This window comes from Nocardiopsis sp. SBT366 (assembly GCF_001083815.1).
GTDB lineage: Bacteria > Actinomycetota > Actinomycetes > Streptosporangiales > Streptosporangiaceae > Nocardiopsis > Nocardiopsis prasina.
This window is the reverse complement of record NZ_LAVM01000008.1, coordinates 40,672-65,478: the sequence shown is the minus strand read 5'-3', so window position 1 is coordinate 65,478 and position 24,807 is coordinate 40,672. Positions and strand designations below refer to the sequence as shown.

At 72.6% G+C, this 24,807-nt stretch carries 23 protein-coding genes and 1 riboswitch; of the genes, 12 read left to right on the top strand and 11 right to left on the bottom strand.

Annotated elements, in window-relative coordinates; all coding sequences use genetic code 11:
• Positions 1-79: 79 nt before the first annotated feature.
• Complete coding sequence (locus tag ADX84_RS03940; RefSeq protein WP_049567623.1) at positions 80-2,161, top strand: primosomal protein N'; 2,082 nt, start codon at positions 80-82, stop codon at positions 2,159-2,161.
• Here ADX84_RS03940 and ADX84_RS03935 read toward each other — a convergent pair.
• The 3 genes from ADX84_RS03935 to ADX84_RS03925 form a co-directional block, all read right to left on the bottom strand.
• On the bottom strand, positions 2,158-2,727 hold the full coding sequence (locus tag ADX84_RS03935) for a DinB family protein (RefSeq protein ID WP_049567620.1): 570 nt from the start codon (positions 2,725-2,727) through the stop codon (positions 2,158-2,160). The genes ADX84_RS03940 and ADX84_RS03935 overlap by 4 nt on opposite strands.
• Positions 2,718-3,398 (bottom strand): SAM-dependent methyltransferase, encoded by a 681-nt coding sequence (locus ADX84_RS03930; protein WP_234003833.1) that lies wholly within the window; start codon positions 3,396-3,398, stop codon positions 2,718-2,720. The genes ADX84_RS03935 and ADX84_RS03930 overlap by 10 nt, the downstream gene beginning before the upstream one ends.
• A gap of 288 nt (positions 3,399-3,686) precedes the next feature.
• Positions 3,687-5,075 (bottom strand): aminotransferase class V-fold PLP-dependent enzyme, encoded by a 1,389-nt coding sequence (locus ADX84_RS03925; protein ID WP_049567615.1) that lies wholly within the window; start codon positions 5,073-5,075, stop codon positions 3,687-3,689.
• A 63-nt stretch (positions 5,076-5,138) separates the two neighbouring features.
• Positions 5,139-5,253: riboswitch (SAM riboswitch) on the bottom strand.
• A 216-nt stretch (positions 5,254-5,469) separates the two neighbouring features.
• Between ADX84_RS03925 and ADX84_RS03920 the strand changes: the two genes are divergently transcribed.
• The 4 genes from ADX84_RS03920 to ADX84_RS03905 all read left to right on the top strand — a co-directional run bounded on the left by ADX84_RS03920 (position 5,470) and on the right by ADX84_RS03905 (position 8,966).
• Positions 5,470-5,871, top strand: a complete 402-nt coding sequence (locus ADX84_RS03920; protein WP_049567612.1) for a DUF3870 domain-containing protein — start codon at positions 5,470-5,472, stop codon at positions 5,869-5,871.
• Between the two features lie 6 nt (positions 5,872-5,877).
• Positions 5,878-7,164: a CaiB/BaiF CoA-transferase family protein gene (locus ADX84_RS03915; RefSeq protein WP_049567609.1), complete on the top strand. Its 1,287-nt coding sequence runs from the start codon at positions 5,878-5,880 to the stop codon at positions 7,162-7,164.
• Positions 7,165-7,225: 61 nt separating this feature from the next.
• The gene (locus tag ADX84_RS03910; protein ID WP_049567606.1) at positions 7,226-8,419 is read left to right on the top strand and encodes an acyl-CoA dehydrogenase family protein; all 1,194 of its coding nucleotides are present in this window, start codon (positions 7,226-7,228) and stop codon (positions 8,417-8,419) included.
• Between the two features lie 79 nt (positions 8,420-8,498).
• Complete coding sequence (locus tag ADX84_RS03905) at positions 8,499-8,966, top strand: nitroreductase/quinone reductase family protein (RefSeq protein WP_049567603.1); 468 nt, start codon at positions 8,499-8,501, stop codon at positions 8,964-8,966.
• A 58-nt stretch (positions 8,967-9,024) separates the two neighbouring features.
• On the opposite strand, the gene ADX84_RS03900 is transcribed toward ADX84_RS03905, so the two are convergent.
• The 7 genes from ADX84_RS03900 to ruvC all read right to left on the bottom strand — a co-directional run bounded on the left by ADX84_RS03900 (position 9,025) and on the right by ruvC (position 16,615).
• Positions 9,025-9,948, bottom strand: a complete 924-nt coding sequence (locus ADX84_RS03900; RefSeq protein ID WP_049567600.1) for a GNAT family N-acetyltransferase — start codon at positions 9,946-9,948, stop codon at positions 9,025-9,027.
• Positions 9,949-10,057: 109 nt separating this feature from the next.
• Positions 10,058-12,241, bottom strand: coding sequence for a bifunctional (p)ppGpp synthetase/guanosine-3',5'-bis(diphosphate) 3'-pyrophosphohydrolase (locus tag ADX84_RS03895; RefSeq protein ID WP_049567741.1), 2,184 nt, complete (start codon positions 12,239-12,241; stop codon positions 10,058-10,060).
• A gap of 607 nt (positions 12,242-12,848) precedes the next feature.
• Positions 12,849-13,412, bottom strand: a complete 564-nt coding sequence (locus tag ADX84_RS03890) for an adenine phosphoribosyltransferase (RefSeq protein ID WP_049567595.1) — start codon at positions 13,410-13,412, stop codon at positions 12,849-12,851.
• Between the two features lie 154 nt (positions 13,413-13,566).
• Complete coding sequence (yajC, locus tag ADX84_RS03885; protein WP_017546174.1) at positions 13,567-13,932, bottom strand: preprotein translocase subunit YajC; 366 nt, start codon at positions 13,930-13,932, stop codon at positions 13,567-13,569.
• 323 nt (positions 13,933-14,255) lie between these two features.
• Entirely contained in the window at positions 14,256-15,332 is a 1,077-nt protein-coding gene (ruvB, locus tag ADX84_RS03880; RefSeq protein ID WP_049567592.1) for a Holliday junction branch migration DNA helicase RuvB, read from the bottom strand.
• Positions 15,333-15,362: 30 nt separating this feature from the next.
• Complete coding sequence (gene ruvA / locus ADX84_RS03875; RefSeq protein WP_049567588.1) at positions 15,363-15,980, bottom strand: Holliday junction branch migration protein RuvA; 618 nt, start codon at positions 15,978-15,980, stop codon at positions 15,363-15,365.
• A gap of 86 nt (positions 15,981-16,066) precedes the next feature.
• Complete coding sequence (gene ruvC, locus ADX84_RS03870) at positions 16,067-16,615, bottom strand: crossover junction endodeoxyribonuclease RuvC (RefSeq protein WP_017546177.1); 549 nt, start codon at positions 16,613-16,615, stop codon at positions 16,067-16,069.
• A gap of 224 nt (positions 16,616-16,839) precedes the next feature.
• Between ruvC and ADX84_RS03865 the strand changes: the two genes are divergently transcribed.
• The 5 genes from ADX84_RS03865 to ADX84_RS03845 all read left to right on the top strand — a co-directional run bounded on the left by ADX84_RS03865 (position 16,840) and on the right by ADX84_RS03845 (position 21,704).
• On the top strand, positions 16,840-17,646 hold the full coding sequence (locus ADX84_RS03865) for an NUDIX hydrolase (RefSeq protein ID WP_049567736.1): 807 nt from the start codon (positions 16,840-16,842) through the stop codon (positions 17,644-17,646).
• Between the two features lie 71 nt (positions 17,647-17,717).
• Positions 17,718-18,839, top strand: coding sequence for a molecular chaperone DnaJ (locus tag ADX84_RS03860; protein WP_049567585.1), 1,122 nt, complete (start codon positions 17,718-17,720; stop codon positions 18,837-18,839).
• A gap of 48 nt (positions 18,840-18,887) precedes the next feature.
• A complete protein-coding gene (locus tag ADX84_RS03855; protein ID WP_049567582.1) occupies positions 18,888-19,874 on the top strand; it encodes a hypothetical protein in 987 nt (328 codons plus the stop codon).
• Positions 19,871-21,232: an adenylosuccinate synthetase gene (locus ADX84_RS03850; RefSeq protein WP_049567579.1), complete on the top strand. Its 1,362-nt coding sequence runs from the start codon at positions 19,871-19,873 to the stop codon at positions 21,230-21,232. Before ADX84_RS03855 ends, ADX84_RS03850 begins: the two co-directional genes overlap by 4 nt.
• Positions 21,233-21,278: 46 nt before the next feature.
• Positions 21,279-21,704 carry a PPOX class F420-dependent oxidoreductase gene (locus tag ADX84_RS03845; RefSeq protein ID WP_049567577.1) on the top strand — a complete coding sequence of 142 codons (426 nt, stop codon included), beginning with the start codon at positions 21,279-21,281 and terminating at the stop codon, positions 21,702-21,704.
• 10 nt (positions 21,705-21,714) lie between these two features.
• On the opposite strand, the gene ADX84_RS03840 is transcribed toward ADX84_RS03845, so the two are convergent.
• Complete coding sequence (locus ADX84_RS03840) at positions 21,715-22,593, bottom strand: LysR family transcriptional regulator (RefSeq protein ID WP_049567574.1); 879 nt, start codon at positions 22,591-22,593, stop codon at positions 21,715-21,717.
• A 113-nt stretch (positions 22,594-22,706) separates the two neighbouring features.
• On the opposite strand from ADX84_RS03840, the gene ADX84_RS03835 reads away from it, so the two are divergent.
• Together ADX84_RS03835 and ADX84_RS03830 are read left to right on the top strand one after the other, a co-directional pair.
• Positions 22,707-23,618 carry an alpha/beta fold hydrolase gene (locus tag ADX84_RS03835; RefSeq protein ID WP_049567571.1) on the top strand — a complete coding sequence of 304 codons (912 nt, stop codon included), beginning with the start codon at positions 22,707-22,709 and terminating at the stop codon, positions 23,616-23,618.
• 50 nt (positions 23,619-23,668) lie between these two features.
• Positions 23,669-24,727: a tartrate dehydrogenase gene (locus ADX84_RS03830; RefSeq protein WP_049567569.1), complete on the top strand. Its 1,059-nt coding sequence runs from the start codon at positions 23,669-23,671 to the stop codon at positions 24,725-24,727.
• Positions 24,728-24,807 lie beyond the last annotated feature (80 nt).

Genomic DNA, 24,807 nt, shown 5'->3' with positions numbered 1-24,807 from the left:
TCACTGTTCTACCAGTACCCGTGGGGGCTCCCGAGCGGGAAAGGCGGTGTTGTCGGCGGGTTCTGGTAAACCAAGGGTGATGACTGAGCAGCCCGACCAGCCCGACGACGGCCTCTTCGACGTGTCGGAACTGCTGGACCCCAAGGCGCTGGCCAAGGCCAGGGCCAAGGAGGCGTCCCGTCCCGAGCCCCGAAGGCCCGCCGCGAGCCTTCCGGTGGCGCGCGTCATCGTGGACACCCCGCTCCCCCACCTGGACCGGTACTTCGACTACCAGGTCTCCGGCGACCAGGACGCGGAGGCGGTTCCGGGCTGCCGGGTGAAGGTGTGGTTCCACGGGCGCCTGCTGTCGGGCCTGCTGGCGGAGCGGGTGGAGCGCTCGGACTTCGCCGGGCAGTTGCTCTACCTGGACTCCGTGGTCTCCTCCGAGCCGGTGCTGTCCCCGGAGATCCTGGAGCTGGCCCGGGCCGTGGCGGACCGGTACGCGGGCACCCTCAACGAGGTGGCCAAGCTGGCCCTTCCGCCGCGCAGGGTCAGGGTGGAGCGGGAGACCCCACCGGACGAGGAGGACCAGCCGGAGCGGGAGGCCGTCGCGACGGACCCGGGTCCCTGGCGGGACTATCCGGAGGGCCCGGGGTTCGTCGCGGCCCTGCGCGAGGGGCGTCCGGCCCGCGCTGTGTGGAACGCCCTGCCCGGCCCTGAGTGGGCCGACGCCGTCGCGGTGGCCGCCGGGGCCGCCCTGGACGCCGGTCGCGGCACGGTGATCGTGGTCCCCAACAGCCGTGACGTCCAGGCCGTGGACGCCGCCCTGACCCGTCATCTGGGTGAGGGACGGCACGCCGCGCTGCCCGCCGACCTGGGGCCGACCCCGCGCTACCGGCGCTGGCTCTCGGTTCTGCACGGGAGAACCCGGGTGGTGGTGGGGTCCCGTCTGGCCCTCCTGGCTCCCGTCCACGACCTGGGTCTGGTGGTGCTGTGGGACGACGGGGACGACGTGCACGTGGACCCGCACGCGCCCTATCCGCACGCCCGGACGGTCCTGGCGATGCGTGCGCACATGTCGGGGGCGGGCGCGCTCTTCGGCGGCCACACCCGCACCACCGACACCCAGCTGCTGGTCGAGTCCGGGTGGGCGCTCCCGCTGGTCGCCGACCGGGCGACCCTGCGCGGCCGTGCGCCCCTCGTCAAACCCGCCGGGGACGACCGCGAGCTGGCACGGGACGAGGCCGCGCGAAGCGCGCGGTTGCCGAGCCTGGCCCTGAAGGCCGCCAGGGACGGCGCGCGTGAGGGCCCGGTGCTCTTCCAGGTGCCGCGCCGCGGCTATCTCAACGCCCTGGCCTGCGCCGGTTGCCGCGAACCGGCCCGTTGCGGGGAGTGCCACGGGCCGTTGGCCATCCGCGAGGCGCACGCCGTGCCCTCCTGCGGGTGGTGCGGCCGGGTGGCCGGCCAGTGGGCCTGCCCCGAGTGCGGGGTGACCCGTATGCGGGCGGTGGTGGTGGGCGCCCGCCGAACCGCCGAGGAGCTGGGCAGGGCCTTCCCGTCGCTGACCGTGCGCACCTCGGGCCGGGACGAGGTCCTGGCGGAGGTGCCGAACAAACCCTCGCTGGTGGTGTCCACCCCGGGGGCCGAGCCCGTGGTCCCGGAGGGCGGGTACGCGGCGGCGGTGCTCCTGGACGGCTGGGCGCTGCTCAACCGGGCCGACCTGCGCGCCTCGGAGGAGGCGCTGCGCCGCTGGCTCAACGCGGCCGCGCTGGTGCGGCCGGGCGGCACCGTGGTGGTGTCGGCAGACGCGTCCCTGCCGGTGGTGCAGTCACTGGTGCGCTGGGACCCGGGCGGGTTCGCCGAGCGCGAGCTGGCCGAGCGGCGCGGGCTGGGGTTTCCCCCCGCGGTGTCGATGGCCTCGATCACCGGCGCCCCCGAGCACGTGCGCGAGCTGCTGGACCAGATCCGGCTTCCCGAGTCCGCCGAGCTGCTGGGACCGGTTCCGGTGGGTTCCGAGACGGGGGAGAACGGTGACCACGTGACCGAGCGGGCGCTGTTGCGCGTGCCGCGCTCGGCGGTGGGCGACCTCTCCCGTGCGTTGAAGGCGGCCGCCTCGGCGCGCAGCGCGCGCCGGGACGAACACCTGGTGCAGGTCCGGGTGGACCCCCTGCACGTGCTCTAGGAGACCGGTTCGGTCCAGGGGCCGGGGCTCTCGCCGAAGCGCGCCCTGTGGAGGTCGCGCAGGAGGGCGATCTCGGCGCCGTGGTGGATGAACTCGCGGTTGAGGTGCAGGATGAGCACGACCAGCGGGAAGTCCGACCACTGGGGTGCCTCGGCACCTCCCACCGGCTCGGCCAGGGCGTCGTCGTCAAGCTCCTGGATGTGGTCGGACCAGGTGATGTAGGCCCTGCGCAGGCGCTGTCTGGCCTCGGCCGCGCTGGAGGGCCAGTCGATGTTGTCGCGGTTGGTGGTGCGGTCGCCGAAGTGCCAGTTGATCCGGGCCTCCAGCACGTCCACCACGATGTGCCCCAGGCGCCAGGCGATGGTGGTGACCGGCGGTGGCTCGGGCTCGGGATAGGCGCCGTCCGGGGCGTGGCGGCCGTCGGGCAGCTGGCGCACCGTCCAGCAGTCCGGGACCGGCTCCCAGTAGAACTCCGCGTCCGTCAGTCCTTCGAGCCTGGGCCACAGCGAGAAGTCCCAGTAGAACCTCATCTGGGCAAGGATCTCGCCGTTCCAGTTCAGCGCCATCGCGTCGCTCCCCTTCCTCGCCTGGGCACGCGGCCCAGTCCGCCCAGGGTTCCACACCCCGGGGCGGGCACGTCCTCGTCCGGATAGGGCCACCAGGTCAGGTCGGCGACCCCCGGTTCGACGGGGAGGAAAGGGGCGAAGGCCCGCTCCGCCGTGGGGCGGGGAGCCGTGGAGGTGAGGGCGACGTATCCGCCGCCGCGCATCATCGTGTGCAGTGTGTCGAGCCCGGCCGGCGGTTCATGTTCGGTGCCGGGTCGGGTCATCAGTACGGCGACGGGCTCGTCGAAGTCGACGAGCCCGCTGGTGTGGAGGCGTCGGAGCACGGTGTCCGTCCCGGAGTCACCGGAACCGTCCCCGGCCAGGACGGTCGCGTTGAGCGCGGCAGCGGCCAGCACCCCCGCCGCCCCGGTCGGGGCCAGGTGCACCACGGTGGCCTCGGCGTTGGCCCGGCGCACCCGCTCGGCGGTGCCGGGCACCGGGCAGCCCCAGTCCACGAACTGGCGTATCCCTGCGTCCGCGCAGAGGTAGTCGACCACGCGACCGAGAAAGGCCTGGTGCAGACGGACGAGTTCGGTCTCGGCGGGGTCGGGCGGCGTGCGGCCGCGCGAGCCGAGGCTGACCACCGGTGATGGCTGCTCGGGCACGCGCGGGGGCTCGGTCGCTCGGAACACGGCCGTGAGGGGACCTGTCTTGGGTCCTCGGACGTCCGTCACGTTCACGCTCCCCCAGCCGGTTCGCTCGCGGGAGGCGGGCCGCGTCGTCGGTGCGGACCGGTCGGGTCCGGCGACGGCGCGCCCCACCGTCAGGGCCCGATAGTACCGCCTGGGAACGTGATCCCCAGCACACCCACGCGTGAAATGTGACTTAGTGCGTCGAATGTGGGGGCATGCGTAACAAGGTTCCTTGAGTCCGAGGTCCCAAACCCCGGATTCCGGGCACGGGGGACGCTCCGCAGAGCCTCAGAGAACGTTGCGGGGGTCCGGGACCGGGGCTAGGCGGCCGTCGCAGTCGGCGTACTCCCAGAGCGGGCCCCGGGCCACGAGGTCGGCCACGGCCCCCACGAGCCGGTCCACGTGCTCCTCGGTGGTCCCCACGCCCAGGCTCGCCCGCACGGCCTGCTCGTGCCCCTCGGGCAGCAGGTGGGTGGTGAGCGGGTGGGCGCAGAACAGGCCGTCCCGCACCCCGATCCCGTACTCGGCGGAGAGCGCGGCGGCCAGGAGGTCGGCGGGCAGACCGTCGACCACGAAGGACACGATCCCGACCCGCGCGTGCTCGGCGTCCCACAGGGACAGTTCGTGCACACCCTCGATCTCGCCCAGCCCGGCGCGCAGGCGCTCCAGCAGAGCGGCCTCGCGGATGTGCTGGAGGGAGAGCGTCTCGGTGGTGAAGGTGTCGCAGGCCGCCGCCAGTGCCACGGCTCCCAGGACGTTCGGGCTGCCCGCCTCGTGTCTGGCGGGGAGGTCGTTCCACTGGACGTCGTGTTCGGTCACCCGGCGGGTGGCTCCCCCGCCCGCGAGGTAGGGGGCGGCGGCGGAGAGCCAGTCGGCGCGGCCCGCCAGCACCCCCGAGCCGAAGGGGGCGTAGAGCTTGTGACCGGACAGGGCCACGTAGTCCGCGCCGGTAGCGGTGAGGCTGAACGGCAGGTGCGGCACGTACTGGGCGGCGTCCACCACCACGCGGGCGCCCTCGGCGTGGGCGGCCTCCACCAACTCCTCGACCGGCCAGATCTCACCGGTGACGTTGGAGGCGGCGGTGACGCACAGCAGCCGGGGACCCTCGGGCGCCTCGGCGAGCGCGGTCCGGGCGGCGCTGACGGCGGCCTCGGGCGACGCGGGCAGCGGCAGCCGGACCACCTTCCCGGCGCGCGAGGCCGGGTGCTCCCACGGCAGGAGGCTGGCGTGGTGCTCGGACTCGAAGACCACCACGGTGCACCCCTCGGGGACAGCGCGGGCCAGCAGGTTCACGGCGTCGGTGGTGCCGCGCACGAACACGACGGCGTCGGCGGAACCGGACGCGTCGGCCTCCGTGCGCACGCCCAGGAACCGGGAGACGCTGCGGCGGGCGCGTTCGTAGGCGTCGGTGCTGACCTGGGAGTGGTGCCCGGCGCCCCGGTGGACGCTCGCGTAGTAGGGCAGCGCCGCGGCGAGCGCGTCGGCGACGCTGGTCAGACACGGGGCGCTGGCGGCGTAGTCGAAGTTGGCGTAGTCCACGTGTCCGCCGGTGACCAGGGGGGTTGCGCCCTCGGCGGTGACGATCGCGCACTCGGTGCGGGCCCTGGCGTCGCGGGCCGCGTCCCTGGCTGCGGAGCGGCTGGAGCGCGTGGAGTCGAACGGGATGACAGTGGTCATGGGGCACCTCTTCTGTGGGTCGTGGGGACCCACGGGGTACGCCGATGACGGCCGCGCCTCAGGGGTCCGCGCTTGTCTGACACGGTCGTGTCGGGACCTGGTCCTCACCCGGGGCACCCCACCGCGGAAGGAGGGTTGCCGACCAGCTAGCCGGGGCTTGTCGCTGGTACTCGTGACCTGTGCCGAAATGTAACACACGGCTCCCGTGGCGCGCATCCGCGCCCGTGTGCCCCGGACCAACCCCCGCCCTTGACACCGACGGTCCCGGCTGGGCCATACTGATCGGGAACTGCCCTCACGTCGCGGGTGTCCGGTTTCCCCCGGCTGCCCTTCAGACGCGAGACTCCAGTGAGTTGGAGTTTTCGCGTGCCCGCAGACAAGAGGTGCTCTTCCTTTGTACGGCGACGACCGTGTTCAGCAGCTTTTCCGCAACCCGAGGGTTGTGCTCATCTCCGGCTACGCCCGTCTTCCCGACTCGGTGGCGAGCCATTCCCAGTACCAGCGGCTCGGGGTCGTGCTCGCGGTCGACTCCGCGGACGGCCGGATCGTGGCCGCGGACACCACGCTCCTGACCGACCTCGCCAAGGACTTCTTCCGTGCCCTGGTCGAGGGCGCCTCCGTGACCGAGGACATCGCGGAGATCGTCCAGCGGGTCCAGACGCGCTACGCGGGCCAGTCCGGCGCCGCGCTCACCACCGCGCTCCGCCGCTGCCTGGAGACCTACTACCAGCTGCGGGACGGCGATCAGCTGCCCAGCGGCCCCGAGAACCCCGCCAGCCTCGACGGCAAGGAGTGACCCCCCATGAGTGAGACCAGTCCGCAGACCGATCCCGCGCACGGACCAGGGCAGGACGCGCCGCTCCCCCTGGCCGGTGTCCGGATCGCCGACCTCTCCCGCGTGCTCGCGGGCCCCTACGCCACCATGCTGCTCGCGGACATGGGCGCCGAGGTGGTGAAGGTGGAGCAGCCCGGTCGGGGCGACGACACCCGTTCCTGGGGTCCGCCCTACGCCGAGCCCACCGAGGAGCACCGGGGGGAGCACTCCCCCGGAGAGGCCGCCTACTTCCTGTCCGTGAACCGGAACAAGCGCAGCCTGGCCGTGGACCTGAAGGACCCCGAGGGCCTGGCCGCCGTCCAGGACCTGTGCGCCACCTCCGACGTGGTGATCCAGAACTTCCGACCCGGGGTGATCGACCGGCTCGGTCTGGGGTACGCGCAGGTCAGCGCGCGCAATCCGGCGGTCGTGTACTGCTCGGTGAGCGGCTTCGGCCCCGAGCACGAACCCGCCACCCGCCCCGGGTTCGACATCGTCGTGCAGGCCGAGAGCGGGCTGATGGCCACGACCGGCCCCGCCGACGGTCCGGCGAGCAAGGTGGGTGTGGCGCTCACCGACGTCCTGACCGGACTGAACGCGGCCGTGGGCATCCTCGGTGCGCTCATGCGGGCCCGGACGACCGGGCGCGGCGAGAACATCAGCGTCTCACTGGTCAACTCCACCCTGTCGAGCCTGGTCAACCTGGCGCAGCAGGCGCTGGTCACCGGGACCGAACCGGCGCGCGTGGGCAACGCCCATACGACCATCGTGCCCTACCAGGTGTTCCCCACCAAGGACGCGGAGGTGGTGATCGCCGCCGGGAACGACGCCCTGTACCAGCGTCTGTGCGCCGCCATCGACCGCCCCGACCTGGGCCGGGACCCCCGGTACGCCACCAACCCGGAACGGGTGGCGCACCGGGACGAACTGGTCGCGGAGCTCTCGGCGACGCTGCGGGAACGGCCCGCCGAGCACTGGATGGGGGTCCTGGTCGGGGCCGGGGTCCCGGCCGGCAGGGTCCGCGGGGTGCTGGACGCGCTACGTACCGCCGACGCCAACGGCGACGACGTCCTGCGCACGGTGGAACACCCCACGGCCGGACCGTTGGAGCAGGTGCGGGCGGGCTTTCGCATGGAGCACACCCCCGTGCCGATGACCGCCCCTCCGCTGCTCGGACAGCACTCGGAGCGGGTCCTGGCCGAGCTCGGCCTGACCCCGGACCGGATCGCGGCGCTCCTGGCCAGCGGCGCCGTCCAGCAGACCGACGTCGGCTGAGCCGGGGCCCATGCCCCGGCACCGACCCCACACACGCAAGCACCACGAAGGGACACCCACCATGAGTGACTCCAAGCGCAGGGCCGCCGCCCCCGACCCCCTGGACTTCCTGGCCGTGGACGCCGAACTCTCCGACACCGAGCGCGACATCCGCGACGCCGTCCGCGAGTTCTCCACCCGTGAGCTCCTGCCCAACGTCGCCGACTGGTTCGAGGCCGGGACCCTCCCGGACCCGCGCGGGCTGGCCAAGGCCTTCGGTGACCTGGGGGTGCTCGGCATGCACCTGGAGGGCTACGGCTGCGGCGGCTCCAGCGCGGTCGCCTACGGCCTGGCCTGCAGGGAGCTCGAAGCGGTGGACTCCGGGCTGCGCAGCTTCGTGTCCGTGCAGGGCTCGCTGGCCATGGCCGCCATCCACAAGTTCGGTTCGGAGGAGCACAAGAACGAGTGGCTGCCGAGGATGGCCGCCGGCGACGCGATCGGCTGCTTCGGTCTGACCGAGCCCGACTCCGGCTCCGACCCGGGCTCCATGCGCACGCGCGCCCGCCGTGACGGCTCGGACTGGGTCCTCAACGGCACCAAGATGTGGATCACCAACGGTTCGGTCGCCGACGTCGCCGTGGTGTGGGCCGCCACCGAGGACGGAATCCGCGGCTTCGTGGTGCCCACGGACACCCCCGGGTTCTCGGCCAACGTGATCCACAAGAAGCTCTCGCTGCGCGCCTCCATCACCTCCGAGCTGGTCCTGGAGGACGTGCGCCTGCCCGCCGACGCCGTCATGCCCGCGTCGAAGGGACTCGGGTCGCCGCTGTCCTGCCTGAACGAGGCCCGCTACGGCATCGTGTGGGGCGTGGCCGGTGCCGCCCGCGCCTGCTACGCGGCGTCCCTGGACTACGCGAGGACGCGTGAGCAGTTCGGCAAGCCCATCGGCGGGTTCCAGCTCACCCAGCGCAAGCTCGCCGACATGGTCGTGGACGTCAACCACGCCGCGATGACGGCGCTGCGGATCGGTCGACTCAAGGACGAGGGGAACTGTCACCACAACCACGTGAGCTTCGGCAAGTTCGCCAACGTGGCGGCGGCGCAGCGGGTGGCCCGGACCGCGCGCGGCATCCACGGCGCCAACGGGATCACCCTGGAGTACCCGGTCATGCGGCACATGGTGAACCTGGAGACGGTGGCCACCTACGAGGGCACGGAGGAGATCCACGCGCTCAGCATCGGCCAGTCCGTGACCGGCGTCTCGGCGTTCCGGTAGGGCGGCGGGCACCCCGCGGGTGCCATCGGTGGCCGGAAACCATCACAATGGGAGCATCCGATCGAGGGAGTTGCCGAAGATGGTGAACGAACCGACGAAGCGGTTCGAGATGACGAAACTGCGGCGGACCGCCAACGCCTTCGTCAGCGGCTTCGTCAAGTACGGGGCCTGCCCGCCGGAGCTGCACCTGCTCACCACGCGTGGGCGCACCTCCGGTTTCCTGCGCACCATCCCGCTCAGTGTCCTGGACAGTGAGAGCGGCCGGTACCTGGTCTCTCCGTACGGCGAGGTCAACTGGGTGCGCAACATCCGCAAGGACGGTTTCGCCACCCTGCGCCAGGGCGGCTGGATCGAACTGGTGAGTGTTCGGGAGCTGGGCCCGGCCGAGGCGGCTCCGGTACTCAAGGAGTACCTGGACAACCCCCGGTCCGCGGTCGTGGGCCCGTACTTCGACGCCCCGCCGGAGGCCCCGGAGCAGGCGTTCGAGGCCGAGGCCGACCGGCACCCGGTCTTCCAGATCGTGCGGTCCACGACGATCCGTCTGTAGAACCGCGCGGAGCCCCGGTCACCCTGAACACGGGTGGCCGGGGCTTCGCCGTACGGGGTCAGCGGGCCGGGCGCACCAGGGACGTGCCACGGTCGAGCGCCCTGTAGCCCACGGTCGCGTACGTCATGGCCGGGGTCGGGTAGGCCTCGTTCGGTGTGGTGTTGATGTACACCCGGTCCCCGCCCCGACGCGCGGTCAGGGCGCACGCGGTGAGGGCGAGCGCGACGGCCAGGCCCCGGCGCCGGTGCGCGGGGACCACGCCGAGGGGTTCGATCTCCGAGCAGCGGTTCTGCGCGTCCCACCACACCACGCAACAGGCGGCCAGCGACCCGTCCGGGGCCTCGACCACCAGGTCGAGTTCGCGCTCGTACAGCAGCGAGGCGCGGGTGTTGGCGTAGCGCTCGAGGCTGAACCGACTGGTCAGATCGGGGTCGATCGTTCCCACGCGCTCGGGCCAGGGCAGGTCGGAGGGTTTCCAGGCGGTGCGGTGGCACTCCACCCGGGCCTCCTCCTCGCCCTCGCGCACCGCGCGGATCCGGTAACCGTCCGGTAGGCGGATCTCCTCCTCGGTGGCGTCGCGACTCATCCACTCACCGAAGGTGTTGTCGTCACCGAGCACGAACCCGGCCCTCTCGGCGAGGTCCCGGAGCGCGTCGTCGCCCTCGAAGACCAGCAGTTCCACGGCGGCGTCCCCGGTCTGGGCCAGGGCCCAGTCCAGGAGCGCGGACCCGGCGTCGGGGTCCTCGGTGGCGCCCTGGAGTGTGACGGTGGCGAGGGACCGCAGGGCGCTGGGGCCCTCGACCACGGCCCAGCCCACGACCTCACCGTCCCTGCGGGCCACGGCCGCGTTCTCGGAGGTGAACTCCTCGGTGGCCAGCTGCCAACCGAGGCCGCCGGGATGAGGGGCCCTCGGCCACAGGCGCTGGGCCAGGGTTTCCAGGGAGCGTGCGTCCCCGGGTTGGAGCGGGCGAACGTCGAGCATGGGGGGCTGCCTTCCCTCGGTACGGAACTCGACGCACGCTAGCGTCAGCAGCCGCCCCGGTTCCACCGGTTTTCGCGGGCTCGCTCAGCCCTCACGGGCCAATGGCGGATCAGTTGCGGACGCGGAACACGTCGTAGACGCCGTCGACCCCGCGTACCGCGCGCAGTACGCTGCCCAGGTGCGTGGGGTCGGCCATCTCGAAGGTGAACCGGCTCTGCGCCACCCGGTCCCGGCTGGTCTGGACCGTCGCCGACAGGATGTTGACGTGCTGGTCGGAGAGCACGCGGGTGATGTCGGAGAGCAGACGCGAGCGGTCCAGGGCCTCCACGTGCAGCGCCACCAGGAACATCGAGTCCTCGGTGGGCCGCCACTCGACGTCCACCATGCGCTCGCGGTCCAGGCTCGCGGCGTTGACGCAGTCCTCGCGGTGCACCGAGACCCCGTTGCCCCGGGTCACGAACCCGACGATGTCGTCACCGGGCACGGGCGTACAACACTTGGAAAGGCGCACCCACACATCGGCGTCGCCACCGGCCACGACCACGCCCGGGTTCCCCGCGCGCTGGCGGCTGGTCGCCACCTTGGTGGGCAGCGACGACTCCGCGAGGTCCTCGGCGTGGCTGTCCAGCCCGCCCATGGAGTCCACGAGCTTGCCGACCACGCTCTGCGCGCTGACCTGGCGTTCGCCCACGGCCGCGTACAGGGAGTCGACGTCCGGATAGCGCAGGTCGCGGGCGAGGGCGATGATGGCCTCACCGTTGAACAGGCGCTTGACCGGCAGCTCCTGCTTGCGCATGTACTTGGCGATCTCGTCCTTGCCCTGCTCGATCGCGGCCTCACGGCGTTCCTTGGTGAACCAGTGCCGGATCTTGTTGCGGGCGCGGGCGCTCTTGACGAAGTTGAGCCAGTCGCGGCTGGGCCCGGCGTCGGGGTCCTTGGAGGTGAGGATCTCCACGGTCTCGCCGTTGTGCAGCTCGTTCTCCAGCGGCACGAGGCGGCCGTTGATCCGGGCGCCCACGGTGCGGTGGCCGACCTCGGTGTGCACCGCGTACGCGAAGTCGACCGCCGTGGCGCCCTGCGGCAGCGAGATGACGTCGCCGCCGGGCGTGAAGACGAACACCTCCTGCACGGAGAGGTCGAAGCGCAGTGACTCCAGGAACTCGCCCGGGTCCTTGGTCTCCTGCTGCCAGTCGATGAGCTGGCGCAGCCACTGCATGTCGGTGCTGCCCTTGGACTTGGCCTCGGCACCGGCGGAGTTGCGGTCCTCCTTGTACTTCCAGTGCGCGGCGATGCCGTACTCGGCGCGACGGTGCATCGCCCGGGTGCGGATCTGGAGTTCGACCGGGTTGCCGGAGGGGCCGATGACCGTCGTGTGCAACGACTGGTACATGTTGAACTTCGGCATCGCGATGTAGTCCTTGAACCGGCCGGGTACCGGGTTCCATCGCGCGTGGATCGTTCCCAGGGCCGCGTAGCAGTCACGGACGCTGTCCACCAGGACCCGCACCGCGATGAGGTCGTAGATCTCGTCGAAGCCCACGTTGCGGGCGATCATCTTCTGGTAGATCGAGTAGTAGTGCTTGGGCCTGCCGCGCACGGTCGCCTTGAGCTTGGACTCGCGCAGGTCGCCCGAGACCGCCTCGATGACCTCCTGGAGGTACACGTCGCGGCGGGGGGCCCGCTCGGAGACCAGACGGGCGATCTCGTCGAAGCGCTTGGGGTAGAGGGTGGCGAAGGCCAGGTCCTCCAGCTCCCACTTGATGGTGTTCATGCCCAGGCGGTGGGCGAGCGGGGCGAAGATCTCCAGGGTCTCGCGGGCCTTCTTCTCCCGCTTGGCCCGGGCCGGGAGGTAGCGCAGGGTCCGCATGTTGTGCAGGCGGTCGCACAGCTTGATGACCAGGACGCGGATGTCGCGGGCCATCGCCACGACCATCTTGCGGACCGTCTCGGCCTGGGTGGCCTCGCCGTACTTGACCTTGTCCAGCTTGGTGACGCCGTCGACCAGCTCGGCGATCTCGTCCCCGAAGTCCGCTCGCAGCTCGTCGAGGGAGTAGTCGGTGTCCTCGACGGTGTCGTGCAGGAGGGCGGCGGCCAGGGTGGCCTCCTGCATGCCCAGCTCGGCGAGGATGGTCGCGACGGCGAGGGGGTGCGTGATGTAGGGGTCGCCGCTCTTGCGTTTCTGGTGGCGATGATGGTGGGCCGCGACCTCGTAGGCGCGTTCGATCAGCCGCACGTCCACCTTGGGATGGGTGGCCCGCACGGTCTTGATCAGTGGTTCGAGCACCGGGTTCATCGTCACTCCCCGCTGGGCCCCGAGTCGGGCGAGCCTTCGGCGTACTCGCACGGTGGAGGGTGTCGTGGCGGCCGCCTGCGTTCCCGGGGCCCCCGGCCCCGAGACGTCGGAGGGCGCCGCGTCCCGCGCGGCGCCCTCCGGGCGGTCCTTCTGTGGTCTGTCGGTGGCCTGCTCACCACTGCCGTCCGCACGCTCGGTTCGCGTGGCGGCTTCCTCGGGGGTGGCGGCCGTCGGTGTCTCGGGGTTGTCCCGGTCCGGACCCTGCTCGGACACCGCCCCGGTCGAGACCACTTCGTTTGGCATGCCTACCTCCCGCGGTTCCTCCCGGTGGAGCCGACGTCGCCGTTCGGCCCGCCTCCGGTGCACGTGCGTGTCATCAGGGCCAGTCGTTGACGCGGCCGCCGCGGTCCCCTCGCCCGTCAGTCTAGTGGGACCACTTCCCACCTGCGCGGGGAGCGGTCCGACCCCTCGTTCACCCGGGTCCGGCTCGGAGGCACGGGCGGTGACGCAGGTCACCAGGCACGTCACACCGAGTGCTGGAGTAGGTCAACAAGGACCGGCCGCCGGGGTATTCCCCCGTGGGGGCGGCAGCGAGGCGAGGTCGGCCTCAGACCGAAAGGAGGGTGCGCGGCTCCACGTCGGGCATCATCTTCTCCCGTCCCCGCAGTGCGGAGAGCTCCATCAGGACGGAGAATCCCACGACCGTACCACCCGCCTTGCGGACCAGGTCCACCGCGGCCCTGCCGGTCCCGCCGGTCGCGAGGACGTCGTCGACGATGAGCACACGGCCACCCGGGGTGATCGCGTCGGCGTGGATCTCGACGGTCGCGGTGCCGTACTCCAGATCATAGGCCTGGTCGATGGTGTCCGAGGGCAGTTTCCCGGCTTTGCGCGCGGGAACGAAGCCCGCGCCCAGCGCCATGGCGACGGGAGCGCCGAAGATGAAGCCGCGGGCCTCCAGTCCGACGACGTGGTCGATCCCGCTTCCGAGGAAGGGCGCCGCCAGGGCCCGCACCGCGACGGAGAACGCCCCCGGGTCGTTGAGCAGGGGCGTGATGTCCTTGAACAGGATGCCCGGGTGCGGGAAGTCGGGGACGTCGCGGATGTTCGCCTCGATCAGGGCGAGGTCGGCGGCGTCCGGGGCGTCCGGGGTCGCGGTGTCGTGGGGCATGGGTGGCGGGGCCTTCTGTGGTGGGTCCGGGCGGGCGGTGGCCCGGCGGATCTGCTGGCGGCGTTGGCCGGGAAACAGCGGTACCGGCCCCGGGTGGGGGGCCGGTACCGAAGTCTGTGGTGAGCCGGGGCGCGGCACCGCGCCCGGCCCGGTGCTATCCCTTGGGCTTGTCGTCGTCGCCGAAGTCGGGACGGTCCTCGACCGGGGTGTCGTCGGCGGCGGGCGTGATGACCTCGCCGACACCGGCCTTGAGCATCCGGATGCGGGTACCGGGGGAGATCTCCAGGAGCACGTCCTGGTCGTGGATCTCCACCACCGTCGCGAAGATGCCCGCCTTGGTCATGACCTCGACGCCGGGGACCAGGGAGCTCTGCATCTGCGTCTCCTGCTGGCGACGCTTCTGGTTCGGGCGCCAGAAGAGGAGCCAGAAGACCAGGAGGATCAGCACGAACGGGAGCATCATGCTGAAGATGCTGCCCTCCTGCTGGGCCGCGTCGGCGAGAGTGTAAATGCCCTGCACGGGGGCGTCCTTCCTGACGTTTCGTGTGGCCGACGTCTGCCGGTTCGGACACCGCGACGACCACCTTCTCGGGCCGACCGACCTCGGCGGCCGGAGTCGTACCCGATGCCTACAACGCTCGGGGGAGCCAACTCGTTCCGCCGGTGTCCGACGACACCAGACGGGGCCACTGCCCCGTCCTGGCTGGTTCGACCCAGTTTACGTGGCGCCGGTCACCGGTCACCCACCGCCCGGGGTCGGAGCGCTAACGGTTCGGACCCGGTTCGCGCACGCGCCTCATTGTGCCCGGACGGGGGCCCGCTTGTGAAGTCTCCCGGCTCCGGTCAGGGGGCGGAGGTGCCCTGACCGGCCTTGCCCGCCCCGTTCGCGGCGGGGTCGGCGGCGGCGGCGAAGGCGGCGTCCGGCGGCGGGATGATCCCCATGTGAGCCCAGGCCATCGGGGTGGCCACCCGGCCGCGCGGGGTACGGGCGAGGAATCCGGAGCGGACCAGGAAGGGTTCGGCCACCACCTCCACCGTCTCGGCCTCCTCCCCCACGGACACCGCGAGCGTGGACAGTCCCACCGGGCCTCCCCGGAAGCGGTTCATGAGCACGTCCAGGATGGCCCGGTCCAAGCGGTCCAGGCCGAGCGCGTCCACCTCGTACAGCTCCAGGGCGGCGCGGGCGTTGTCCAGGGTGAGACGGCCGTCTCCGCGCACCTCGGCGTAGTCGCGCACGCGGCGCAGGAGGCGGTTGGCGATCCGAGGGGTGCCTCGTGAGCGGCCCGCGATCTCCCCGGCCGCTTCCCCCTCCAGCGGGGCGCCGAGGAGCCCGGCGGAGCGGTGCAGGATCTGCTCCAGCTCGGCGGGCTCGTAGAAGTCCATGTGCGCGGTGAAGCCGAAGCGGTCGCGCAGCGGTGCGGGGAGCATGCCCGCGCGGGTGGTGGCCCCGACCAGGGTGAACGGGGCGATGTCCAGGGGGATGGCGGTGGCGCCGGGCCCCTTGCCGACCACGACGTCGACCCGGAAGTCCTCCATGGCGACGTAGAGCATCTCCTCGGCGGGGCGGGCCATGCGGTGGATCTCGTCGAGGAAGAGGACCTCACCCTCCTGGAGGGTGGAGAGCACGGCGGCGAGGTCGCCGGAGCGTTCGATGGCGGGGCCGGAGGTGATGCGCAGGGGCGCGCCGAGTTCGGCGGCGATGATCATGGCGAGGGTGGTCTTGCCCAGGCCCGGACCGCCGGACATCAGGATGTGGTCGGGGGCGCGGCCCCGGCGCTGGGCGCTGTGCAGGACCAGGGAGAGCTGTTCGCGCACCCGGTGCTGGCCGACGAACTCGTCCAGGTTCCTGGGGCGCAGCGCACCCTCGATCTGGTGTTCCTCGACGTCGGCTTCGGGCGAGACGGCGTCACGCTCGTACACGGGTCTTCTCCCTCCGGTTCCCGTTGGTGGCTAGGCGCGGCTGAGTTTGCGCAGGGCGCTGCGCAGCAGGACGGTGACGTCGCCGGTGTCCTCGGCCTCGGCGGCGACGGCGGAGGCGGCAGCCTCGGCGTCCTTGGTCGACCAGCCGAGGTTGACGAGGCCGGAGACGACCTGGCCGCGCCAGGCCCCGTTGGGTTCGGTGCCGCCGGAGGCGTCGGCGGAGGGCAGGGTGCCGTCGGTCATGACCGGGGCGTCGAGTTTGCCGCGCAGTTCCAGGACGATGCGCTGGGCGCCCTTCTTGCCGATGCCCGGGACGCGGGTCAGGGCGGTGGTGTCCTCGGTGGCCACGGCCTGGCGGAGGCTGTCGGGGCTGTGCACGGCGAGCATGGCCAGGGCGATGCGGGGACCGATGCCGGAGGCGGTCTGGACCTGTTCGAACAGGTTCCGCTCGTCGTCGTCGGCGAACCCGAAGAGGGTGAGGGAGTCCTCGCGGACGACGAGGCTGGTGGCCACGGTGCCCTCCTCCCCCACGTGCAGTCGGGAGAGGGCGGAGGGGGTGCACTGGACGGTCATACCGACCCCGCCGACGTCGATCACGGCGCTGGCCGCGCCGCGCGCGGCCACCCGGCCGGTGAGGAACGCGATCATCTCGTGTGGACACCGGGAGGGGTGCCCGTCTCCTTCCTTGGGGGCTGTGGTGCTGCCTGCCGTGTCGTCGCCGCTCGGCCGGGGGGCTAGCGGCCGCGTGCGCGTCGGGCCAGTTCCACCTTGCGGGCGAAGTCCTGTTGGGCCTGGGCGACCCGGGCCTGGGCCCCGCCGCGCCAGATGTGGCAGATGGCCAGGGCCACGGCGTCCGCCGCGTCGGCCGGTTTCGGTGGCCCGTCGAGTCCGAGGATACGCGCCACCATGCCACCGACCTGCTTCTTGTCGGCGCGACCGTTGCCGGTGATGGCTGCCTTGGCCTCGCTGGGGGTGTGGGTGGCCACGGGGAGCCCGCGCCGGGCGGCGCAGACCAGGGCGATGCCGCTGGCCTGGGCGGTTCCCATGACGGTGCTGAGGTTGTGCTGGGCGAAGACGCGTTCGACGGCGACGGCGTCGGGCTCGTACTTGTCGAGCCACTCCTCGATGCCGCGTTCGACCTCCACCAGGCGCTGCGGGAGCGGGGTGTCGGGGCTGGTGCGGATGGCGTCCGCGGCCAGCAGGCGCAGGGGGCGGCCGATCGCGCCCTCGACGGCCCCGACCCCGCAGCGGGTCAGCCCCGGGTCGATCCCCAGCACGCGCACGTCCCCACCCTGTCCTTTTCTCGTCGCCCACGGCCGCGTTCTCGAACGTCCGTTCGCACCATGCTAGCGGCGGACACCGACGGGATCGGCCGCCAGGCGCAGCGTGTCGCCCCCCGGGGGGGGTGGACGGGCGGACCGAGCGGTGCTAGGTTGAACTCACATCGAGAAAAACTCATCTTGAGAACAACCAGGGAGATGCAGTGTCCGAGGGGATCGACGGGCCGATCGGGGACCCGCGCGGAGCGGGCGACTACGACGCGGCCGACGAGCGCAGGTACCTCGCCGACTACGACCCGAACGCGTTCGCGCCCGTCGCCGTCACCGTCGACGTGGTGGCCACGACCATCCGCGACGGAGTCCCCCACGTCCTGCTCGGCCGACGCACCCGGCAACCCCAGCGCGGTCGGTGGGCGCTGCCCGGCGGGTTCGTCAGGGCCCAGGACGGACCGGACGCCCCGGCCGACCGCGATCTGCCGGACGCCGCCCTGCGCGTGCTCACGGAGAAGACCCCCCTGCCCGCCGAGCTGCACTTGGAGCAGCTCGGCACCTACGGGGCGATCGAGCGGGACCCGCGCATGCGGGTGGTGTCGGTGGCGTACATGGTGTTGGCCCCCGACCTGCCCGACCCGCACACCGGCCGCGACACGGCCGAGGCCGCGTGGGTTCCGTGGACCGCCCTCGGACACGGCGACGGTGGCAGGGACCGGCACGAACTCGCCTTCGACCACGCTCGCGTCCTCGCCGACGCGGTCGAACGCGCCCGTTCCAAGCTGGAGTACACCGCGCTCGCCACCGCCTTCCTCCCGTCGACGTTCACCATCTCCGCGCTGCGCGGCGTGTACGAGGCGGTGTGGGGCCGGACCCTGCACGCCGCCAACTTCCACCGCAAGATCCAGGCCACCCCGGGGTTCGTGGACGACACCGGTGAGCTGGCCGAGCGCGGTGGCGCGGGAGGCGGCCGCCGCGCGCGGCTGTACCGGGCGGGCGGCGCCGCCCTGCTCCACCCGCCACTGCTGCGCGGCGCCCAGTGAGGAGACGCGGCCGCAGGCAGTGAGCGGGAACCCCTGAGTACTCGTCGAGCCACACCCCCGAAGGGAGACCGGTGAACGTGGAGCACAACCCCCATGGCGGACTCGACTCCGCCCTGCGTGAGCTGGGACTCGCGGCCGACCCCGCCGCGCTGTTCGGTCCCCGGCCGATCGACGGCGAGGCGATCCCCGTAGCCGCGACCGCCGCGTACCGGCGCCTGGCCCGGCTGCTCCATCCGGACACCGCGCCCGCCGAGCGCTCCGCCGAGGCGGCGGCCGGGTTCTCCCGGCTCACCGAGGCCTGGCGGCGCTACCGCACGGCGGTGGAGGGCGGCCTGGGCCTCGACGACATCACCCTCGTGGCCCGGGGACGGACCTATCACGTGAGCCGGGACGGCGCTCTGGCCAGCGGCGACGTGGCCGACCTGCATCCGGTGCGGTGGCGGGAGGGCACCCGTGGCGCGGCGCCGGACGGCCCCTGGCGGGACGGGCTGCTCAAGCTCCCCCGGGCCCCGCGCGACAACGACCTCCTCCTGGCCGAGGCAACCGCGCTGCGCCGGATCCGCGAACGCGGCGCCGAACGGTACCGGGCGTTCGCCCCGGAGCTGGTGGAGTCGGTCCGCCACCGCGACGCGGCCACGGGTGTGGAGCGGCGGGGCAACGTGCTGGGCCGGCTGTCCGGCTTCCACAGCCTCGCCGAGGTGCGGCGGGCCTACCCGGACGGGATCGACCCGCGCGACGCCGCGTGGATGTGGCGGCGACTGCTGGTGGCGCTGGGCAACGCCCACCAGTCCGGGGTCGTTCACGGCGCGGTCGTACCCGAGCACGTTCTGGTCCACCCCGAGGCGCACGGTCTCGTACTCGTGGACTGGTGCTACTCCGTCACCTTCGGCGAGCGGCGCACCGCGCCGCACGTCCCGGCGATGGTGCCGCACCGAAGGGAGACGTATCCGCCGGAGTTCGTCGAGCGCCGCCCCGCCGTGCCCGCCACCGACGTGTACATGGCCACCCGGTGCGTGGAGTTCGTGACCGACGGCCGCCTCCCCGGGCCGCTGCGGGCCCTGGCTCGCGGGTGCACGCTGCCCTCCCCGAAGAGGCGTCCCAAGGACGCGTTCGCACTGCTGGGTGAGCTGGACGAGGCGCTGGAGCGGTGCTTCGGTCCGCGCCGGTTCCGCCCCTTCCACATGCCCGCCTGAACCACCGAACCCCCGACACCCCACCAACCCGAACAGAAGGAGACGACGATGGGAAGCAGCAACTGGTCCACCGACGCCCACCACGCACGGCGGGCCTACCAGGCCTCCGCCGGAAGCAGTGGGTTCGACTACCACGACGACGTCACCAGCACCCCGCGCGACCAGTGGCGGGCCCACGCCTCGCTCGACCCGCGCGGCGTGACCATGCGTGAGAGCCGTGACTCCGAGGCGCACCCGAACTCCCTGGCGGTGTCGGTGCTCTTCGACGTCACCGGCTCGATGGGGCGCGTGCCCCGCGCCCTCCAGGCCAAGCTCCCCGACCTGTTCGGGCTGCTCCTGCGCCGGGGGTACGTGCAGGACCCGCAGATCCTGTTCGGTGCCATCGGCGACGCGACCTGTGACCGCGTACCGCTCCAGGTCGGTCAGTTCGAGTCCGGCAACGAACTGGAGGACGACCTCGGCAACATCCTGCTGGAGGGCGGGGGCGGGGGTCAGATGACCGAGTCCTACGAACTGGCGATGTACTTCATGGCCCGGCACACCGCGCTGGACTGCCTGGAGAAGCGCGGGCGGCGCGGGTACCTCTTCATCGTGGGCGACGAGATGGCCTACGGCGCGGTCAAGGCACGGGAGGTCCGGGAGGTGATCGGCGACGACCTCGACGGGGACGTGGCCCTTCCGAAGCTCCTGGAGGAGCTGCGGAGCAAGTACGAGGTGTACTTCCTCATGCCGACCGGCAGCTACCACTTCCGGGACGACCGGGTCCGGAAGTTCTGGGAACGGCACCTGGGCCAGAACCTGGTCCTGCTGGACGACCTGGACGCGGTCTGCGAGACGATCGCGGTCACCGTGGGCCTGGGTGAGGAGGCCATCGACCTGGAGGAGGGTCTGCGGGACCTGGCCGACGCCGGGTCTGACCAGGCCGACGTGGTGGGCCGGGCCCTGCGTCCGCTCGCTCGCGGACGCGGCGCGGTGGCGACCTCACCCGACCTGGAGGGGCTGGCCGGTGACGGCCCCGGGGTGGACCGGCTGTGAACGGCCGGGCGCTGACCGATGAGCACGCGATCGTCGTGGACCTGGGATTCGGCGACGCGGGCAAGGGCGTGACGGTGGACCTGCTGTGCGCGCGGGGCGGGTACGGCGCGGTGGTGCGGGCCAACGGCGGCGCCCAGGCCGCGCACAACGTGGTGACCCCTGACGGTCGGCACCACACGTTCGCCCAGTTCGGGGCGGGCACGCTCGCCCCGGGCGGCCCGGTGCCCACCCACCTGTCCCGCTTCGTGGTGGTGGACCCCTTCGCGTTGGCCGCCGAGGCCCAGCACCTGGCGGCGCTGGGGGTGGCGGACCCGTTCTCCCTGGTCACGGTGGACCGGCGCGCGCTGATCAGCACTCCGTGGCACGCGGCCGCCAACCGTGCCCGGGAGCGTGCGCGCGGCCGGGACCGGCACGGTTCGTGCGGGATGGGGGTGGGCGAGACGATGGCCTACGCCCTGGAGCACCCCGAGGACGCGCCCACCGTGGGCGACTGCGCGTCTCCGGTGCTGCTCCGCCGCAAGTTGGACCGGCTCGCGGAGCGGTTGGCCTCGGTGCTGTCCGAGGCGGCGGACGGCGACGACGGCTCGGACCTGGAGCCCCTCCCCGATCCGGACGCGTGCATGGACGCCTACCGGGCCTTCGCCGAGCGGGTGCGGCTCGTGGACGATCGGTACCTGCCTCGTCTGCTGGCTCGGACACCGGTGGTGTTCGAGGGCGCGCAGGGCGTGCTGCTGGACGAGTGGCACGGTTTCCACCCGTACACGACCTGGTCCACCACCACCGCAGTGAACCCGCTGGCCCTGCTGGCCGAGGCGGGGGCCGCGGACGGGGCCCGGCGGATCGGGGTGACGCGCACCTTCGCGACCCGCCACGGCGCGGGGCCGATGGTGACCGAGGACGCGCTGCTCACCAAGCGGTTGGCCGACCGGCACAACCGCGCCCACCCCTGGCAGGGCGGGTTCCGGGTGGGTCACCTGGACCTGGTGGCGCTCCGGTACGCGTTGGAGGCCACGGCGGGGGTGGACGCGCTGGTGGTCACGCACGCCGACGCCCCCGCCCGGTTGGGTCGGGACCTGCGCTGGTGCGTGGGCTACGAACTCGCGGACGGGAGTCCGGTGCGGATCGCCCCCGGGGCCTCCCCGGACCTGGCCCGCCAGGCCCGGCTCACCGGTCTGCTGGACGCCGCCCGGCCGGTGCTGGAAGCGGTGCCGGGCCCGGCGCCCGCCGCCCTCGCCGACGCCCTGGGGCTGCCGCTGGAGGCGGTGTTCACCGGCCCGACCAGGGCGGACGCCCACGCGCCGGTCCGTCGCGCGCCACGGCTGGGCTCCCTCCCCCGGCGGCTCCACGCACCGGCCTGAGCGTGTCGGACCGGGGGCACGCCGGGTCGCGGCCTACGTTGGGGCCATGAGCTCCCTGACTGATCCCGAGGTCCGAGACTTCCTGCTGAGCGGCACGCGCACGGGCAAGGTGGCCTACACGGCCGCCGACGGCCGTCCACTGGCGGCGCCGATCTGGTTCACCATCGACGAGGACGGGCTGGTGTTCAACACCGGGCGCGACACCGCGAAGGGGCGGTCGCTGGCCCGTGACCCCCGGGTGACGCTGGTGGTGGACCTGGAGGAGGAGCCGTACGGCTTCGTGCAGGTCCAGGGCGTGGCCGAGGTGTCCGAGGACCCCGACGAGCTGCTCCGGACGGCCACCGCCATCGCCCGCCGGTACGTGAGCGAGGAGGTGGCCGAGGAGTACGGCCGCCGCAACGGCGTGGCCGGTGAGCTCGTGGTGCGCGTGCGCCCGACCCGGGTCATCGCGGAGATGAACATGACCGGCTGAGCACGCCGCTTCAGGGTCGGGCGGTGGCGTGCTCGACGAAGGCCCGGGCGGCGGCGGTGAGCGGGCCCCGGCGACTGATCAGGGCCACGTGCAGGTGGTCGGTGGGATCCAGGTCCAGGACGAGGACCCCGGCCTGTTCGGCGAGGCCGCGCCAGGCGTCGGTGACCACGGCCAGCCCGGCGCCGCCCAGGACCAGCGGCAGGATCGACACCCGGTGTTCGCTCTCCACGGCGATGTGCGCGTCCAGGCCCTCGGCCAGCAGGCGGTCGGCGAACCGGCGCATGCCCGAGCCCTCGTGGCCGACGATGAGGCGCCGCCCGGTCAGGTCCGCGACGGGGACCGGGGCTCCAGGCGAGAAGGGCCCGTTCGCGGGCGCCAGGAGGACGAAGGACTGACGGACCAACGGGTGGACGTGGACCTCGGTGTCCCTCATCGGGGTGTCGGTGGCGACCACGCCGAGTTCGCAGGCACCGGTGCGGACCATCTGGACCGCGTCCCGGTTGGTCAGGGCGCCCCGGATCGACACCGACACCTCCGGGTGGCGTTCGGTGAAGCCCGAGACCAGACCGGTGAGGGGTTCGATGGACTGGGTGGGCAGCGCGGCCACGTCCACGCGCCCCCGGCGCAGTCCCCGGACCGCCTCCACGGCGGAGCGGGCCAGGTCGAGCCCGCGCACCGCCTCGCGGGCGGGTTCGACGAGCGCGTGTCCGGCGTCGCTGAGCACCAGGCGGCGGCCGATCCGGTGGAAGAGGTCGCTGCCCAGGTCCCTTTCCAGAGTGCGGATCGCCTGGGACAGGGAGGGTTGTGACAGGTGGAGGGCTGCCGCGGCGCGGTTCACCCCGCCGTGGTCCACGACCGCCAGGAAGTACTCCAGCTGCCGCACGTCCACGTCGCACCCCCGCCCGGTTCGCCCCTCCGTGTCCGATCCTATAGGCCGCGCCTATCAGCGCTATCGCCAACCGGTCTTGGACGGGCGGTGTGCCGGGCTGCTGTGATCAGGACATGAACGACCGACTTCTCCCCGGATTCACGCGGCACAGCGTGGAGGTCGAGGGACTGCGCCTCAACGTCCGACGGGCCGGAGAGGGACCCCCCGTCCTGTTCCTGCACGGGTACCCCCAGACCCACCTGATCTGGCACCGGGTCGCACCGCTCCTGGCCGACGGGTTCAGCGTCGTGCTGGCCGACCTGCGCGGCTACGGAGACAGCGACAAACCGCCCTCCGACCCCCGGCACCTGGCCTACTCCAAGCGCGCGATGGCCCGTGACCAGTACCTCCTCATGCGTGAGCTGGGCTTGGACCGCTTCGCCGTCGTCGGCCACGACCGCGGGGCGCGGGTCGGACACCGCCTGGCCCTCGACCACCCCGAGGCCGTGACCGCCTTCGCCGCCCTGGACGTGGTGCCCACCAGGTACGCCTTCGAGCACGCCGACGCGGACTTCGCGTCCGGCTACTACCACTGGTTCTTCCTGACGGCCGGGAACGGCATCCCGGAGCACCTGATCGGCCAGGACCCCGGTTTCTGGGTCCGCACCCGTATGAACGCGCGCCACCACGGCGGTTCCGCGTTCGACCCGGAGGCGGTGGACGAGTACGTGCGCTGCTTCAGCGACCCCGCCGCCATCCACGCGTCCTGCGAGGACTACCGCGCCGCCGCCACCGTCGACCTCGAACACGACCGCGCGGACGCGGGGCGCCGTCTGGAGTGCCCCGTCCTGCTCCTGTGGGGCGAGCACAGTTTCGTCGGGCGCCACTACGACGTGCCCGAGGCCTGGTCCGAGTACGCCTCGGACCTGCGCGGACACGCCGTGGACTGCGACCACTACGTGCCCGAGGAGGCACCCGAGACCACCGCCTCCTCCCTCCGCGCCTTCCTCGGAGAGGCCGTCGCCCCCGACGGCCCCGCCGCCTGACCCGCGCCGAGCCACCCCCGCCCGTCCACCTCTCATCCGATGGAGACCCCATGAAGCAGTACCGCATCGCCACGATCCCCGGAGACGGCATCGGCGGTGAGGTCCTCTCCCCCGCGACCGCCGTCCTGGACCGGGTCGCCGCCCACCACGGATTCGCCCTGGGCTACGACGAGTTCGACTGGTCGTGCGAGCGGTTCGCGCACACCGGCGCGATGATGCCCGAGGACGGTCTGGACCGGATCCGCCACCACGACGCCATCCTCCTCGGGGCGGTGGGATGGCCGGGCGTGCCCGACCACGTGTCCCTCTGGGGCCTGCTCATCCCGATCCGCCGTGAGTTCCACCAGTACGTCAACCTGCGGCCGATCACCGTCCTGGAGGGCGTGCCCAGCCCGGTCACCGGCGCGCTGCCCGGCGAGGTCGACTTCGTGGTCGTGCGGGAGAACAACGAGGGCGAGTACTCGCGGGACGGGGGCCGCTTCGACCGGGGCACCCCGCAGGAGCGCGCCGTGCAGGAGTCGGTCTTCACCCGCCGCGGGGTGGAGCGGGTCCTGGAGTACGGCTTCGACCTCGCCGAGCGGCGCGGCGGCCGCCTGACCTCCGCCACCAAGTCCAACGGGATCGTGCACACCATGCCGTTCTGGGACGAGCTGGTGGCGGAGCGGGCCGCGCTGCACCCGGACGTGGTCTGGGACCAGGAGCACATCGACGCCCTGGCCGCCAAGGTCGTCCTGGAACCGGCGAGGTTCGACGTGATCGTCGCCTCGAACCTGTTCGGCGACATCCTCAGCGACCTCGCGGCGGCGGTGGCGGGCGGGATCGGGATCGCCCCGTCGGCCAACCTCAACCCCGAGCGCGAGTACCCCTCCATGTTCGAGCCGGTGCACGGTTCGGCGCCCGACATCGCGGGCCGCGGGGTGGCCAACCCGCTGGGGGCGCTGTGGTCGGCGTCGATGATGCTGGACCACCTCGGCCACCCCGAGGCCGGGCGGCAGATGATGGACGCGGTCCGCGCCGTGCTGGCCGAGGGCCGGGTGCGCACCCGCGACCTGGGCGGCGAGGCGGGGACCGACGAGTTCACGTCCGAGGTCCTGCGCCGCCTGCCCTGACGGCGCGGGCGCAGCGACCCGCGCCGCCACATGGAACGCCCGTGGCCGCGCCTCCCACGGGGGGCGCGGCCACGGGCGTC

Coding starts and splice junctions, on each gene's coding strand:
- ADX84_RS03940 (WP_049567623.1), top strand. CDS start 80: ATGACTGAGCAGCCCGACCAGCCCGACGACGGCCTCTTCGACGTGTCG.
- ADX84_RS03935 (WP_049567620.1), bottom strand. CDS start 2,727: ATGGCGCTGAACTGGAACGGCGAGATCCTTGCCCAGATGAGGTTCTAC.
- ADX84_RS03925 (WP_049567615.1), bottom strand. CDS start 5,075: ATGACCACTGTCATCCCGTTCGACTCCACGCGCTCCAGCCGCTCCGCA.
- ADX84_RS03915 (WP_049567609.1), top strand. CDS start 5,878: ATGAGTGAGACCAGTCCGCAGACCGATCCCGCGCACGGACCAGGGCAG.
- ADX84_RS03910 (WP_049567606.1), top strand. CDS start 7,226: ATGAGTGACTCCAAGCGCAGGGCCGCCGCCCCCGACCCCCTGGACTTC.
- ADX84_RS03905 (WP_049567603.1), top strand. CDS start 8,499: ATGGTGAACGAACCGACGAAGCGGTTCGAGATGACGAAACTGCGGCGG.
- ADX84_RS03900 (WP_049567600.1), bottom strand. CDS start 9,948: ATGCTCGACGTTCGCCCGCTCCAACCCGGGGACGCACGCTCCCTGGAA.
- ADX84_RS03895 (WP_049567741.1), bottom strand. CDS start 12,241: ATGAACCCGGTGCTCGAACCACTGATCAAGACCGTGCGGGCCACCCAT.
- ADX84_RS03890 (WP_049567595.1), bottom strand. CDS start 13,412: ATGCCCCACGACACCGCGACCCCGGACGCCCCGGACGCCGCCGACCTC.
- ruvA (WP_049567588.1), bottom strand. CDS start 15,980: ATGATCGCGTTCCTCACCGGCCGGGTGGCCGCGCGCGGCGCGGCCAGC.
- ADX84_RS03855 (WP_049567582.1), top strand. CDS start 18,888: ATGGGAAGCAGCAACTGGTCCACCGACGCCCACCACGCACGGCGGGCC.
- ADX84_RS03845 (WP_049567577.1), top strand. CDS start 21,279: ATGAGCTCCCTGACTGATCCCGAGGTCCGAGACTTCCTGCTGAGCGGC.
- ADX84_RS03835 (WP_049567571.1), top strand. CDS start 22,707: ATGAACGACCGACTTCTCCCCGGATTCACGCGGCACAGCGTGGAGGTC.
- ADX84_RS03830 (WP_049567569.1), top strand. CDS start 23,669: ATGAAGCAGTACCGCATCGCCACGATCCCCGGAGACGGCATCGGCGGT.